This window comes from Lactobacillus sp. B4015 (assembly GCF_026536055.1).
Classification (GTDB): Bacteria; Bacillota; Bacilli; order Lactobacillales; family Lactobacillaceae; genus Lactobacillus; species Lactobacillus panisapium.
This window is the reverse complement of record NZ_JAFNOY010000001.1, coordinates 51,676-65,442: the sequence shown is the minus strand read 5'-3', so window position 1 is coordinate 65,442 and position 13,767 is coordinate 51,676. Positions and strand designations below refer to the sequence as shown.

15 protein-coding genes are annotated in these 13,767 nt (G+C 40.3%); 10 read left to right on the top strand and 5 right to left on the bottom strand.

Annotated elements, in window-relative coordinates; translation table 11 throughout:
* Positions 1 to 12: 12 nt before the first annotated feature.
* From J3U71_RS00365 to J3U71_RS00355, 3 genes are all read right to left on the bottom strand, one after another.
* Positions 13 to 1,032, bottom strand: a complete 1,020-nt coding sequence (locus tag J3U71_RS00365; RefSeq protein WP_267392294.1) for a linear amide C-N hydrolase — start codon at positions 1,030 to 1,032, stop codon at positions 13 to 15.
* A gap of 183 nt (positions 1,033 to 1,215) precedes the next feature.
* Positions 1,216 to 1,788, bottom strand: coding sequence for a DJ-1 family glyoxalase III (locus J3U71_RS00360; RefSeq protein WP_267392293.1), 573 nt, complete (start codon positions 1,786 to 1,788; stop codon positions 1,216 to 1,218).
* Between the two features lie 40 nt (positions 1,789 to 1,828).
* Positions 1,829 to 2,494, bottom strand: coding sequence for an HAD family hydrolase (locus J3U71_RS00355; protein WP_220268330.1), 666 nt, complete (start codon positions 2,492 to 2,494; stop codon positions 1,829 to 1,831).
* 77 nt (positions 2,495 to 2,571) lie between these two features.
* Here J3U71_RS00355 and J3U71_RS00350 point away from each other — a divergent pair, with 77 nt between their 5' ends.
* From J3U71_RS00350 to galT, 8 genes are all read left to right on the top strand, one after another.
* Positions 2,572 to 3,333 (top strand): sulfite exporter TauE/SafE family protein, encoded by a 762-nt coding sequence (locus J3U71_RS00350; RefSeq protein WP_267392290.1) that lies wholly within the window; start codon positions 2,572 to 2,574, stop codon positions 3,331 to 3,333.
* A 36-nt stretch (positions 3,334 to 3,369) separates the two neighbouring features.
* Complete coding sequence (locus tag J3U71_RS00345; protein WP_267392289.1) at positions 3,370 to 4,050, top strand: histidine phosphatase family protein; 681 nt, start codon at positions 3,370 to 3,372, stop codon at positions 4,048 to 4,050.
* A 56-nt stretch (positions 4,051 to 4,106) separates the two neighbouring features.
* Complete coding sequence (locus J3U71_RS00340) at positions 4,107 to 5,003, top strand: cation diffusion facilitator family transporter (protein WP_267392288.1); 897 nt, start codon at positions 4,107 to 4,109, stop codon at positions 5,001 to 5,003.
* A gap of 3 nt (positions 5,004 to 5,006) precedes the next feature.
* Positions 5,007 to 5,189 (top strand): DUF308 domain-containing protein, encoded by a 183-nt coding sequence (locus J3U71_RS00335; RefSeq protein WP_103752432.1) that lies wholly within the window; start codon positions 5,007 to 5,009, stop codon positions 5,187 to 5,189.
* A gap of 1 nt (position 5,190) precedes the next feature.
* The gene (locus tag J3U71_RS00330) at positions 5,191 to 5,865 is read left to right on the top strand and encodes a 2,3-bisphosphoglycerate-dependent phosphoglycerate mutase (protein WP_220268326.1); all 675 of its coding nucleotides are present in this window, start codon (positions 5,191 to 5,193) and stop codon (positions 5,863 to 5,865) included.
* A 105-nt stretch (positions 5,866 to 5,970) separates the two neighbouring features.
* Entirely contained in the window at positions 5,971 to 6,906 is a 936-nt protein-coding gene (locus J3U71_RS00325) for an AAA family ATPase (RefSeq protein WP_220220012.1), read from the top strand.
* A 173-nt stretch (positions 6,907 to 7,079) separates the two neighbouring features.
* Positions 7,080 to 8,249, top strand: a complete 1,170-nt coding sequence (locus J3U71_RS00320; RefSeq protein ID WP_103752435.1) for a galactokinase — start codon at positions 7,080 to 7,082, stop codon at positions 8,247 to 8,249.
* An 8-nt stretch (positions 8,250 to 8,257) separates the two neighbouring features.
* Positions 8,258 to 9,736: a UDP-glucose--hexose-1-phosphate uridylyltransferase gene (gene galT / locus J3U71_RS00315; protein ID WP_267392287.1), complete on the top strand. Its 1,479-nt coding sequence runs from the start codon at positions 8,258 to 8,260 to the stop codon at positions 9,734 to 9,736.
* Positions 9,737 to 9,804: 68 nt separating this feature from the next.
* Here the strand turns inward: galT and pepC are convergent, their stop codons facing one another.
* Both pepC and J3U71_RS00305 read right to left on the bottom strand, forming a co-directional pair.
* Positions 9,805 to 11,151: a C1 family peptidase gene (gene pepC, locus J3U71_RS00310; RefSeq protein ID WP_220234723.1), complete on the bottom strand. Its 1,347-nt coding sequence runs from the start codon at positions 11,149 to 11,151 to the stop codon at positions 9,805 to 9,807.
* A gap of 119 nt (positions 11,152 to 11,270) precedes the next feature.
* Positions 11,271 to 11,573 (bottom strand): hypothetical protein, encoded by a 303-nt coding sequence (locus J3U71_RS00305; protein WP_267384307.1) that lies wholly within the window; start codon positions 11,571 to 11,573, stop codon positions 11,271 to 11,273.
* 250 nt (positions 11,574 to 11,823) lie between these two features.
* Between J3U71_RS00305 and J3U71_RS00300 the strand changes: the two genes are divergently transcribed.
* Together J3U71_RS00300 and radA are read left to right on the top strand one after the other, a co-directional pair.
* Positions 11,824 to 12,372: a dUTP diphosphatase gene (locus J3U71_RS00300; RefSeq protein ID WP_220220007.1), complete on the top strand. Its 549-nt coding sequence runs from the start codon at positions 11,824 to 11,826 to the stop codon at positions 12,370 to 12,372.
* Positions 12,372 to 13,748 (top strand): DNA repair protein RadA, encoded by a 1,377-nt coding sequence (gene radA, locus J3U71_RS00295; RefSeq protein ID WP_220232193.1) that lies wholly within the window; start codon positions 12,372 to 12,374, stop codon positions 13,746 to 13,748. The genes J3U71_RS00300 and radA overlap by 1 nt, the downstream gene beginning before the upstream one ends.
* Positions 13,749 to 13,767: the final 19 nt, after the last annotated feature.

Here is a 13,767-nt window from a genome sequence, read left to right as displayed (position 1 = left end):
GGGGTTCAGCGATTATTTTTTAGCTTCTAAAACCTGAAAATCATGTTGAATAGGCTCAGTTACCTTTGTGGTGATCGCCGGATCCAGGGTAAACTTTGTCATCGTAGGGCAGTCTTCAGGCTGGACATATAAACTTCTGTTAGTGACGTCGTAACCTGCCCAGTAGCCCGTATAATCACATTTAGCGCTATTTTCTTGTAGATGCTCAATTCCACGGGGAATCATTACCGCTTTAAAGACATTGTATAGCTGGGTAATACCCTGATCAGAATGAAATGGCGCTAAAAACTTGGAAAGATAGGTTCCGCGTACAAAACGCGATGGCGCAGTATAATCGCCGGGTAAGCCGATTAAGCCGGAACCACTCTCAATTTGCTTAATATTTAGCTTTTCAGTCAGTTGTTGGTGGCCCAAATTATGGTTGGTCAACTGTAAATAATTACGCAAATTATCCAGGTGCCACGAATATTCTGGGCTGTTAGTCATGACCCCGATACCATCATAAATCTTAAATGCACCTTGTTTTACCGGTTCTAAAATAACGCTATGACCTTCAGCATCGCTAAAAGTATAGTGCATGGGAATTGGGGTCGGGATGCCGGTATCGGCTTCTTCCCAATCAGGATAAGTTGTTTTTTCCTGACCTAAATGAGTGAAAGCCTCTTTTATTTCGGCAATAGAGCCAAAATTACTCAAGACGTAGCTCACGACTTCTTCACCAATAATAGGTTTTAAACCACGTTTTTCAAGGTTTGAAGCCGTGTCCCAGGAAGCTTCTTCCAAGTACTGGGCATCGCCAACAATACCGGCACTGTTAATCCCATCGTTAAAAAAGAGCGAGTTATTAACATTAATGCCCATGAACGCATATTTAGTTGTCCAACTTTGGTGCAACCCTTTTAATTCGAATTTTGCGGGATAAGCCGTCATTTTGCTATCAGCACTTGGCTTAAATGGATCAAAGGTAAAATCCATTGTTCTTCCCCAAAATACATCTCCGTTATCTGCCGTCACAGCAATACTCGTACACATTTTATTACCTCCTGCTTAGTTATTTGCATTTTTACGTGCAAGTAAATCTTAGCATATTTTAACGCTAGCTCTGAAAAGAAATTGCGGTTATTAATTACTAAACAGTTAGAAAGTAGGGCGCTTGGCAATTTTATTATAAAAAAAGACGGAGCTATTCAGTTCCGTCTTTTTTTAGTCGCAATTTTAAATATTTGCAGCTAAATAATTATACAACATGCCTTCTTTGATCTCGTGGGTATCAATTCCCAGTGCTTCAGCAATCGCATAGGCATATGCCCAGGCTGTTGCTGGACCACGACTAGTAATAACTTTGTGCACATTATCTGTCACCGTGATCGTTTCTTTAAAATGTCCAGTTGGGGCATCTTTTTTAGTTTGCTCATCAAAACCAGGATAGCAAGTATAATCTGCATCATCCAAGACACCATATTTTGCGAGAGCTATGGGAGCGGCACACATTGCTGCATCCCACATGCCATTTTCGTGCCGTTTAACCATTAGGTCGCGTAATTGTTCGCTAGCCCGTAAGTTTTCAGCACCAGTTTTACCACCCGGAAACGCAACTACATCATAGTCAAGTAGGCGCTCGTCCACAACTTGATCACAAGTCAACAGAATATGATGATCACCATTAATTTGTTTACTGGTAAGTCCAACCATATCAGTTTGAACGCCTAGTCGGCGTAAAACATCAACGACACTCAAGCCTTCGACTTCTTCGCAGCCATCGGCAAAAACTACAGCAGCTTTTTTCATTTTTCGCAACCTCACAATCCGTTTTATTGTTTATTATAAACTAGCTTAGTTCAAGGTAAAACAACAAATCGCTTAATGTGGTTAAGTGGATAGTAGGATTAGGATGAATTGGCGTTTTAACATTTCTTGGTGCAATCCAAAGAGAAGCTAAACCAGCATTTTCTGCGCCTTGGATGTCATCAGCGAGATCAGTTCCAATGACTAAACAAGTAGCTGGATCAACATTTTGCTCTTGAACAATTGTGGTTAGAATCTCCTTATTCGGTAACCTTTCCTTAAAATCATCTTGAGTGTAAACTGCTGAAAAATAACTGAGCAATTCACTTTCATCTAAGCGCGAGGAGATTGTTTCCCGGTCTTCCTTGGAACACAGAATTAATTTGATTTGGTCATCCATATCACTTAATTCTCCAAGAAATGGCCCAACGTCTTTGACTAATTGCTTTTGCTTTTTCATCTTTTGAAAAAAGATTTTTCTTGCTGAATACAATTCATGACGACAAAAAGTCTGTAAAACCAGTTCAATCCGATCACTGAAAGTTAAAAACTTGATCTGGCTGAGCAGGTTAGCATATTGTATTCGTTCTTTTGGTCCAAAACCGCTAGCGACTTCATCTAATGTTTGCCGGAGAGCATTCCTTTCAGCAACTCCTTCATTAAGGATAGCTCCCTCAGGTACGAAGATTAAAGACTGAAATTTTGCCATATGTAAAAATCCCTTCTTAATTTGATACTAATTGCATTATAATAGATATTATTGCTAAAAAGGAAGTCCTAATTTAAATGTTATCTTTTTTTACCATAATTTTTATCTTTTTTGGCGGAATTTCGGGTGGCCTATTATCATCAGTTGCATCCATGGCCTCACTGGCTTCATATCCCGTGCTGCTTGCGGTGGGGATTCCGCCGGTATATGCCAATGTTACTAATGATGCCGCCTTGATTTGGACCGGAATTGGTTCAACAATTTCTTCTCTTAAAGAACTCAAAGGTCATTGGAAACAAGTTGCCTTTTACGCCATGTTTACCGTTTTAGGGTCAGTTTTGGGCTGTTATTTGCTATTGTCCTTTCCCTCCAAAGTATTTGAAAAAGTCGTTCCGTTTTTTATTGCTGGTTCTGGTGTTATGGTCATTGTTTCTGCCAAGCACCATAATTTAGAACCGCACAAACGGCCACTTTGGCAAGAGATTTTTTATATTGTTGCTTTGCTGGCAATGGGCGTATATACGGGCTATTTCGGAGCTGCTGGTGGCGTAATCGTACTAGTTTTGCTAACATATATCACTAATGAAAAGTTTATTGTGGTAAACGCAATTAAAAATGTGGTGTGTGGTCTAGCTAACTTGGTCGCTTTAATCGTCTTTGCCTTTACTTCACATATTTATTGGCTGCAGGCAATTCCACTTGCAGTTGGTATGTTTATTGGCGGTTATTTAGGCATGGATATTTTAAAGGTTGTTCCGGCCAAATATGTCCGTGTCTTTATTGCTGCACTGGCTTTCATTCAGGCTGCCTATTTCTTTTATAAGGCATATATGTTATAGTTTATGCACATTATTTAAATGGAAGGAGAATGCAAGTTGGCAACAGAGATTTATTTAGTACGTCATGGCGAAACAATGTTCAACCAATTGGACAAAGTGCAGGGATGGTGTGATTCCCCGTTAACGATTAAGGGTATTAACGACCTGAAGGTAACAGCGCGGGCGCTTAGTCAAGTTCGTTTTGACAATATGTATTCTTCCGATTTAAAACGTGCGATTGATACAGTCCACTTGATGAAGGATGCCAATCAAGTATCAGAAATCGGTAAAATAAAAAAGTTACCCGAATTTCGGGAGGTTTTCTTCGGTTCTTTTGAAGGCGACGATATTCAAAATACCTGGAAACAGGTTAGTTTAGCTGCCGGAATTGGTCCCGAAAATGATGTAACCAAGATTATTAACCAAGTTGGAATCTATGAATTCCGGGAAGCAACTAAAAAGGCTGATCCCCGTCATTTAGCTGAAAACAAGGAAGAACTTGATGACCGCATGGTCAGGGCAATTTCGGTTTTGGGTGATTTAACTAGGAATGAACAGCGAGTGCTAATTGTTTCGCACGGTGATTTCATTAAAACCTTAGCAATTAAATATTGGAACCAAAGTGATGGGCTCCATGATATTATTTTCCCTGATAACGGTAGCGTTACTAGGGGCATACTCTATAATAATGGCAAATTCGAAATAATCGATTATAATGTTGCCGCAGAAGATATGTAAGGTCCTACTGTCAAAAGTAGGACTTTTTGTTACACTATTACATGAGGAAAAAACATATGAAAGATCACACAACTAAGCGTTATGCCTACGTTACGGCACTTAATGTTATTATCACTGCCGCGGAATTTATCGGTGGCTTTGTTTCTGGGTCACTTTCACTGTTATCTGATGCGGTGCATAATTTAAGTGACGTCGGTGCAATTATCATTTCCTTTGTGGCGCATTTAATTAGTAATCGGAGTAGCAACAAAGAAAAGACCTTTGGCTATGATCGTGCTGAAACGCTCGCCGCTTTTACCAATGGGATCGTTTTACTGCTCATCAGCATTGTTTTATTTATTGAGGCAATCGAACGTTTTTGGAGTCCAACGGAAATTAGTGGGCAAATTATGTTGGTTGTGGCCATTATCGGTTTAGTGGCCAATGTGATCTCGATGCTCGTTATGCACCAAGACGGTCAAGAGAATCTTAATGTCCGCTCCACCTTTATTCACATGATGAGTGATGCTTTATCTAGTGTTGCGGTCGTTGTCGGCGCAATTTTTATTTACTTTTGGCACATTACTTGGATTGACCCGTTAATGACTTTACTAGTTTCTCTCTTTATTTTTCATGAGGCTTGGGAATTAACTATGAAGGCTGCTAACGTCTTGATGGAATCTAATCCTGATATTAATCTTGACCAAGTTAATAAGATTGTCCTGTCTTTTCCCGAAATCAAGAACATTCATCACGTTCATTTGTGGCGTTATAGCGACCGTTACGTTATGCTAGATGCTCACGTAAATGTTACTCCTGACTTAACGGCTAAGCAGATTGAACAGATTAACCAGCAGATTAGCCGAAAATTGCAGTTTTTGGGCATTAATCACACTAACTTTCAGGTTGAATGTGAGCGTGGGCGTAACAACAAGATGATTGTTTCGGATCGCAATCAAGAAGAGGAAGAATAACAAATGAAGTTTGAAGTGAGTTTATTTACGGCGATTATTGTTTTGATCGTTGGGTTATATGATATGGCTTATGCCTTTAATCGCCGGTATAAAAATAATGGCCGTAGTTTTGGCCCCTTTATGATTTTAGGCATTATCTTTACGGTTTTTGGTATTTTTTTATTAATTAGACATTGGATGGGCTAAAATGGTCAAATTGGTGCTTCTTAGACACGGTGAAAGTACCGCTAATTTTGCTAATGTTTATACGGGCTGGAATGATGTTGCATTAACTGCCAAGGGGCGGATTCAGGCTCAGACGGCGGGAGAATTGCTTAAGCAGGTTCCCGACTTTTACCCCACCCACATTCACACCTCGGTTTTGCAAAGGGCAATTATTACCGCTAATATTGTGGCGGAAACTTGTCATTTTTTATATTTGCCAATTACCAAGACTTGGCGGTTAAACGAACGGCATTATGGTAAATTGCGGGGGATCAATAAAGATCTTTCCCGGGCAATCTTTGGCGAAGAACAAGTGCGAAGGTGGCGCCGCGGGTTTTATGAAGTTCCGCCAGCAGGTGATGAGGTGACAGCGGCTTGCTATGATCAATGCGATCGGAAACGGTTACCGCGGGCTGAAAGCCTTTACCAGACGCAAAAGCGGTTGCTGCCTTATTATCATGATCAAGTTGCAAGTCGATTGTTAAAGGGTGAGGATCAATTAATTGTTGCTCACGGATCAAGTTTACGGGCGTTAATCAAAAAACTTGAGCACATTGACAATTATGACATCCTTAAGCTTGAAGTACCTAATGCACAGCCAATTATTTACACCTTTGATGAGCATTTACAGATCACGAAAAAAGAAATTTTGCGCTAAAATTCTCACGCATTTTTAGTTAGATGTGAGGAATCTTCTAGATGTATGTTAAAATTTATTACGATACTAAATAGAGTTTTTACATTCTTAGTTTGGAGAATAGGTATGCGTAAAATATTTTTATTACGAGGCGCACCCGGCTCCGGAAAATCTTCATTTATTGCTCGTCATCACTTACAGCCTTATGCAATTAGTCGTGATCAAATAAGGCTATTATTGGCGAATTTAACTTACTATTATGAAGAAGATACCGATTGCTTACATCAAGTAATTCCGCGATATGCAAATGAACAAACGGAAAAAGTGGTGGACTACCTCGTAGAAGAGAAGATGAAACGTGGCGAAACAGTAATTGTCGATAGTACCCACATCGTTGAAGAAAGCATTGAGCATTATAAGCCGTGGGTTGAGTGCTATCGCTATGAATTGTTTATTGTTGATTTGATGTATCATAAGAACTTGCGCAATTTGTTGAACCGCAATGAAATTCGCAGGCAATATGATTGGGTTAAGCCTGAAGTGGTCAGGCAAATGTATATTAATTATCAGGAAAATTTGGCGGTTCCGGAATGGGCACACGTTATTAGTCCTAACCAGTTGGGGAAAGCATTGTCACAGCGTGAAAGTAATTTAGATCATTTTGCTCATGTTGTTGCAGTTCCTGACCAGGTAGCGGAAGAAGATTTTCCCCATGTTCACATTTCAAATTTTTATTTTTCGTTTAATGACCGCTTTACTGAAATGTATGGTACATACCGAAATGTGGTTACGATTGGTAAGACAAAAGAAGAAATTATTAATGACTTTCGGTTACCGTATTTTGTTTTTAAATTTCATCACAAGCATTTCTTAATTTCTGCTTGTCCGATCAGGAACGAAATGCTTGATCCAATAAAAAAGGTAAAGGGCGTGTGGACATATTCGACCGGCTTAGTGAATCTGGCCGATTTTATGGAAATATTTCCGCAAAGTAAACCGCAGCATGTTCACCAGTTTAATTTAACCAAACTGCAGCCCGATCGGCTGTTACATATTTGGTAAAAACAAAAGAAACGATTTTGCAACTTACAGCAAAGTCGTTTTTTATTTGGTATTTGAGTGGTGAATAAATGAAAATGTTGTGCTAATTAATTCACTTGTTGAGCTCAACGGAAAACCGTATAATTAGAATGTAAAAATGATAACGCTTTATTTTTTGGGCGAAGGCGGTAGCAATGAAACTTGAAGAATTAAAACAAGATTTTGCCAATATTTATCATGACCAACCCTCAGGCTGTTATTTTTCTCCTGGGCGCATTAATTTGATTGGCGAGCATACTGATTACAATGGTGGCCATGTTTTTCCGTGTGCGATTTCGTTAGGCATCTATGGCGCAGTTAGTCCGCGAACAGATCAACAGTTTAACTTTTATTCGGCTAATTTTGCTAAAACTGGTATTGTAACGGTCGATTTGGCACAGCTAAAATACGTCAAAAAGGATTCGTGGGTTAATTATGCCAAGGGGATGATGCATTATTTGCTTAAAAGTGGTGCACACTTTGATCACGGATTAAACATTTACATTAGTGGCAACATCCCTGATGGTGCCGGTCTTTCTTCGTCGGCAGCGCTGGAAATGTTAATTGGTCTCATAATGAAGGATCAGTTTAATTTAACCATTGACCGTTTAGAACTGGTCAAGCTTGGCGTAAAAACCGAAAATAATTTTATCGGGGTTAATTCAGGTATCATGGATCAGTTTGCCGTGGCAATGGGCCAGCGTGATCAGGCTATCTTGCTTGATACGGGTAAATTGCATTATAAAATGGTGCCTTTAAAGTTAAATAACAATTTAATCGTTATCATGAATACTAACAAGAAGCGGGAATTGTCGGATTCCAAATATAATGAGCGGCGTAAGGAAAGTGAAGAAGGATTAAAAATACTCCAAACAGAGCTTAATATCAGAGCCTTGGGGGAACTAACCGGTCATTTACTTGATGAATACGGCTACTTGCTACCTAACGAAATGCTGTTAAAGCGGTGCCGACATGCTGTGTGGGAAAATCAGCGGACACTGGCAGCAGAAAAGGCTTTGCAAAAAGGCAATTTAGCTCAATTCGGCCGGTTAATGAATGCTTCACATCTTTCACTCGAATATGATTACGAAGTTACTGGCAAGGAACTGGATACGCTGGTTCATACTGCCTGGAAGCAGCCCGGCGTGTTAGGTGCGCGAATGACGGGAGCCGGCTTTGGTGGTTGTGCGATTGCACTCGTAGCTAAGGAACAAGTGACAGCCTTTCAGGAAAATGTGGCAGCGGTCTACCAGCACCAAATTGGTTATGCACCATCATTTTATTTAGCTGCCACCTCTGATGGCACCAAGATTTTACATGAATAGGATAAAAAATGGCTGAACAAAAGCTAGTTGAAGCATTTATTACGCAGGTAATTGCCAATAGCGATTACACTGACTTAGATCGAATATATTTGCGAAACCAAATTTTAAGTATGGTGGGCGATTCTGCTGTCAGCGCGGTAACTAGCAAACGTGACTTGCTTGATTTAAAAGATGAATTAGTTCAAATTGCACAGGCAAATGGTAAATGTAAAGGGGATAGCGCTGAACGGGCAATTATTGGCGCCAATCTAATGGCTTTGATTACACCACGACCTAGCGTCGTTAATAAGCGCTTCTGGCAGACTTACCAAAAATCTCCCAGTAAAGCCATTAACAATTTTTACGAACTGAGCAAACGCTGCGACTATATTAAGACGCGAGCAATTGCTAAAAATATCTATTTTGTTACGCCCAGTAAGTATGGCAAGTTAGAGATTACCATTAATTTGGCCAAGCCCGAAAAGGATCCAAAGAAGATTGCGCAAGCAGCCAAAACACAATCAACTGGGTACCCGTTATGTCAATTATGTCTGGAAAATGAGGGTTATGAGGGCCGTGCGGATTATCCGGCGCGCAGAAATCACCGCGTTATTCGCTTTAAGCTTAATGATGAATTATGGGGCTTCCAGTATTCACCGTATGCGTATTTCAACGAACACTGTATTTTTCTTTCAGCCAAGCATGAAAAGATGACAATTGCGCGATCAACTTTTAATAACTTATTGACAATTGTTGATCAGTTTCCCGGATATTTCGTGGGGAGCAATGCCGATTTGCCGATTGTGGGCGGTTCGATATTGTCACATGAGCATTACCAAGGCGGCAAGCACCGTTTTCCAATGGATGAGGCTCCAATTACGACTAAGCTGCAGTTTGCTGGCTTTCCCACCGTCAATGCTGGACTAGTTAAGTGGCCCATGTCGGTGATTCGATTGCGCGGCATAGACAAGGAAGCACTGGTTTCTTTAGCTGCCAAAATTCTTACTGCTTGGCGAACATATTCGGATGAAACAGTTAATGTGCGTGCCGTCAGTGCCGGCGAAAAGCACCATACCATTACGCCGATAGCGCGTAAAGAGGGCAGTGATTATGTCCTTGACCTCGTTTTACGTGATAACCAAACTTCAGCCGCCTTTCCGGCTGGAATTTTTCATCCGCATCCCGATGTGCAGCACATCAAAAAAGAAAATATTGGTTTAATTGAAGTATTAGGACTAGCGATTTTGCCACCGCGCCTAGTACCAGAGATGAACGAGGTTAAGAAATTTCTTTTAGGGCAGCCTAATGCTATTAAGCAGATTCACCTGCAGTGGGCCCAAAAAATTAAAGAACGGCAGCCAATTCAGGCTGCTAACGTAAACCAGATATTGCAAGATGAATTAGGCCAAGTTTTTGCTCGCGTTTTAGAAGATGCAGGTGTTTTTAAACAAACACCTGCTGGGCAGGCCGCATTCATGCGTTTTGTTAATGAGGTTGGCTTAGCATGAATTAAGCTTTTACGGTAAATAAAAAATGCGTTACTAATTGCAGTAACGCATTTTTTTAACCAATTATTTTACTTAAAAGCTAAAGCACCCATTGGGTCCCAAGGAAGAAGTTGAATTGGGTTCTTAGCACCATCGTCAAATTCTTTCTTCATGTCATCTGGTAAGAATTTCTTGTTGATAACAGCTTGGTAAACGAAGGAGTCAAACCATGAGTCGCTCATAACGAAGTAACCCTTAAATCCTGGCTTTTCACCCCATGAATTTTCGATTTTCCACTTAGTTGGCTTGTCGTCAACCAAGTCGACACCTGTAATGACCATAGCATGATCCATCATGCTTTCAGTAGAATCAAGTCTTTCGGCCTTAGTCATTGAGAAATCAACGTCGAATAATTCATCGCGCTTGTAAATGTTAGTGTCGAGTAAACCGAGTTGTCTTTCGGAATCCTTACCAACATTTGAACCAAACCAAACAACTTCACCAGCTTTTAATTGCTTGATGATTAGGTCTTTCATTTCGTTAATGGTTAAGTTAAGGTGACGAACTTGTCTGCCGCCAACAACATTGCCCAGGTATTCAACAGAAAAGACCTTGTGGTATGGCTTATCGTCTGTAGGTGAGTTGATAATTGAAACGTGGTCTTCCAGGTTCATGCCAACGTATTTATCAAAGAATTCTTTTGGTGTAATTCCAGCTTCACGGTGGTAGTTGCCATCGTCATCTTTGTATTCAAAGTCAAATTTCTTTGGTGGAACGCCAAGTGAAATTGCTAAGATCCGGAAAACATCGTTTAAGAATTCGTTCTTGCGTGCTTCAACTTCATCTTCGGACTTGCCACTGTTAACTAAATCGCGCAGTTCTAACCCATCTTTACGCAATAAAGTGTTTAAAGTGTCATTCAAAGCGCTAGAGTTTGTTGCGTTAGCAGTTTCTGGATAAACAGATTTTGGCACAATTCCATATTTTTCAATTAAACCGCAAAGCATGTCCCATTGACCACCATCTTGTTGTGGGGTAGTGAACAAAAAGCTAACTTTACGGTCACCAAGTGGCTTATCAGCTGAAGCGATCACATTTTCAAAGAACCAGTTAGATTTTTCGAATTTATCCCAGAAGTTGGTGTAGTTCTGCGATAATTCAAAGTCCTTAACTTTATATTCCTTTTGTAATGGGTGGCGCATGGTGTTCAAGGCAGAGAACATCCAGCAACGACCGGATTGCTTTTGATCAGCTGGCTTACCAGTTTCAATTTCGACAGAAAAAGTTGGGTTTAAATCAATCTTTGATTGCAGGTTTTGACTTGCCTTGTAGATGCCGTTTTCTTGGGCAGCGTGACTGGCAATATTAAAACTAGGATGCTTAGCCAAATCAGCGGTGTAATTGGCAATAGCGTCATTGGTAATTTCTTTAGTCATTATATATTCCTCCTTAAGTTAATAACTACCATTTTAGCTTAACTAAGTAGAGTAGTCTAATTAAGATTAGTAAAAAGTGCACAGTTTTGGCTTATTCAACTTGATTTTTCTGGCATTAATTAGTTAGCACAAGGCCGGTGATACCAAATTTGGTCAAATGCGGGATGCTCAGCAAAATATGCGATGATTAAAGGATCAAGTGGCCAGATTTTTAAGTTGGATTCTTGGGCAACAAGCATTGCGGCGCGCATTTCTTGATCTAAGACTTCAGCTTTATTTGCATTAGGATTGATAAAAAAGTGGTTCATTAACCAAACTTTGCCATCTTTGCGCTTGATTTTGTCCATCGTCCAGCGACATACCATAACGCCGTTATCATCATCGGTTTGAAAGAATTGGTGCGGGTTATTAACATTAAACATAAATTTTCCTTTTAAAAAACAACCATATTTTTTTTGCGTATCTTATTATAGAATATCTGCATTAAAAAAAAGCAAAAAGTTTAGGCGGGCAGCCTCAACTAGGTAGGTAAAGAGTAACTAACGGATTGTTTAAAATAGCTAGGGACCACTTTTTAAAAAATAAGTTAATAAATTCTTTGAACTTACGCAAATTAAGGATAAATCATTGCGATTAAGGTAAAATAGTTCTTGTTGATTTAAAGGAGATAAAATGACTAAATTACGTGGCTTTGAAGTTGTATCTAAGTATCAAGATCAAAATATTATTTTGCCTAGGCGGCAGACAATTGCGAGCGCTGGGTATGATTTTGCGGCGGCTAAAGATATGGTGATTCCCAGCATTTGGCGACTGAATTTTGTGCGGATTTTTCGTTTAATTAGAAACGGGCACCAATTATATGAACCAGATTATGAAATGGCGGAGCAGGTTTTAAAACCATTTCTTATTCCGACTGGGGTCAAAGCTTACATGCCAGAAGACGAGTTTTTGCTGCTGGCAAACCGCTCATCGAATACTTTCAAGCGTAGCTTGAGTTTGCCTAATGGCATTGGTGTGATTGATTCTGATTATTATAATAATGAAGCTAACGAAGGCGAAATTTTTGCACAGCTCATTAATTATGGAGTTAGGCCGATTAAAATTCATAAAGGCGACCGAATTGCCCAAGGGATTTTTATGAAATACCAAAAAGCTGATGATGACCTTCCAGTTAGCCGGATTAGAGCAAACGGATTTGGTTCAACAAACAAGGAGGACTAATGGCGAAGATTAAAACTAAGTACAAATGTCATTCCTGTGGTTATATTTCTGCCAGTTATTTGGGCCGCTGTCCTAATTGTGGTGCTTGGAATCAGTTTGAAAAAGAGACTGAAACAGTCCAAGCTCGTTCCACTAAGGGCAGTCCGAGCCGCTTAATTAAGAAAACTGGGATTAATGAACCAGTTAAGATTACCGCAGTTAAGGCTGAAAAAGAAGAGCGGATCAAAACGAGCATGGGTGAATTAAACCGTGTTTTAGGCGGTGGAATAGTACCAGGCTCATTGGTCTTAATCGGTGGAGATCCCGGAATCGGGAAATCAACTTTAATGTTACAAATCATGAGTGAATTGTCCGCAACCTACCGGGTTTTATACGTATCCGGTGAGGAATCTGCCAATCAGATCAAATTGCGCGCTGACCGGTTAGGTCTTAGTGGTAATGAGATGATGCTTTATCCAGAAACTGATATGGAGGATATTAGGCAACAGATTGACACCCTTAAACCCGATTTTGTCGTAATCGACTCGATTCAAACGATGAACGAACCTAGTCTTGATTCAATGACTGGGTCGGCCTCACAGGTACGTGAAGTGACCAGTGAATTAATGAAAATCGCGAAAATGGATGCGATTACGGTTTTTGTGATCGGGCATGTTACTAAAGAAGGTGCCATTGCGGGTCCTAAGATTCTTGAGCACATGGTTGACACAGTTCTGTATTTTGAAGGCGATGAGCATCATGCGTACCGGATTCTCCATTCGGTTAAAAATCGTTTTGGTGCTGCCAATGAAATCGGAATGTTTGAAATGGTCAATAAGGGGTTGCAAGAAGTAACCAACCCGTCAGCAATCTTTCTTGATGAGCGCTTGCCAAATTCAACAGGTTCGGCCATTGTCGTATCACTAGAAGGTACCCGCCCAATATTAGCTGAAATTCAGGCACTGGTTACACCAACAGCCTTTGGCTATGCGAAAAGGACAACTTCTGGAATTGACTTTAACCGCGCAGGCTTATTATTAGCGGTGCTAGAAAAAAGGGGCAATTTAATGCTCCAAAACCAGGATGTCTACTTAACAGCTACTGGTGGTATTCGGTTAAATGAACCGGCTGTCGACTTAGCAGTAGTAATGGCAATTGCTTCCAGCTATAAAAATGAAGAAATTTTACCGACAGATTGTTTTGTTGGTGAAGTTGGTTTAACCGGTGAGGTGCGTCGGGTCAATCAAATCGATGCCCGCATTAAAGAAGCTGCTAAAACAGGTTTTAAGCGCATTTTTATTCCTAAACACAACATGCGGGCTAGCCTGCAGAACCTTGGCATTGAAGTGATACCAGTGGCTAGCATCCCACAGGCATTGAAATTGGTTTTAGGATAAGCAACCATTGAACTTTTAT

Excerpts from the sequence above, each read along its gene's own strand:
- J3U71_RS00365 (WP_267392294.1), bottom strand. The coding sequence starts at position 1,032 with ATGTGTACGAGTATTGCTGTGACGGCAGATAACGGAGATGTATTTTGG.
- J3U71_RS00360 (WP_267392293.1), bottom strand. The coding sequence starts at position 1,788 with ATGAAAAAAGCTGCTGTAGTTTTTGCCGATGGCTGCGAAGAAGTCGAA.
- J3U71_RS00355 (WP_220268330.1), bottom strand. The coding sequence starts at position 2,494 with ATGGCAAAATTTCAGTCTTTAATCTTCGTACCTGAGGGAGCTATCCTT.
- J3U71_RS00350 (WP_267392290.1), top strand. The coding sequence starts at position 2,572 with ATGTTATCTTTTTTTACCATAATTTTTATCTTTTTTGGCGGAATTTCG.
- J3U71_RS00340 (WP_267392288.1), top strand. The coding sequence starts at position 4,107 with ATGAAAGATCACACAACTAAGCGTTATGCCTACGTTACGGCACTTAAT.
- J3U71_RS00335 (WP_103752432.1), top strand. The coding sequence starts at position 5,007 with ATGAAGTTTGAAGTGAGTTTATTTACGGCGATTATTGTTTTGATCGTT.
- J3U71_RS00330 (WP_220268326.1), top strand. The coding sequence starts at position 5,191 with ATGGTCAAATTGGTGCTTCTTAGACACGGTGAAAGTACCGCTAATTTT.
- J3U71_RS00325 (WP_220220012.1), top strand. The coding sequence starts at position 5,971 with ATGCGTAAAATATTTTTATTACGAGGCGCACCCGGCTCCGGAAAATCT.
- J3U71_RS00320 (WP_103752435.1), top strand. The coding sequence starts at position 7,080 with ATGAAACTTGAAGAATTAAAACAAGATTTTGCCAATATTTATCATGAC.
- galT (WP_267392287.1), top strand. The coding sequence starts at position 8,258 with ATGGCTGAACAAAAGCTAGTTGAAGCATTTATTACGCAGGTAATTGCC.
- pepC (WP_220234723.1), bottom strand. The coding sequence starts at position 11,151 with ATGACTAAAGAAATTACCAATGACGCTATTGCCAATTACACCGCTGAT.
- J3U71_RS00305 (WP_267384307.1), bottom strand. The coding sequence starts at position 11,573 with ATGTTTAATGTTAATAACCCGCACCAATTCTTTCAAACCGATGATGAT.
- J3U71_RS00300 (WP_220220007.1), top strand. The coding sequence starts at position 11,824 with ATGACTAAATTACGTGGCTTTGAAGTTGTATCTAAGTATCAAGATCAA.
- radA (WP_220232193.1), top strand. The coding sequence starts at position 12,372 with ATGGCGAAGATTAAAACTAAGTACAAATGTCATTCCTGTGGTTATATT.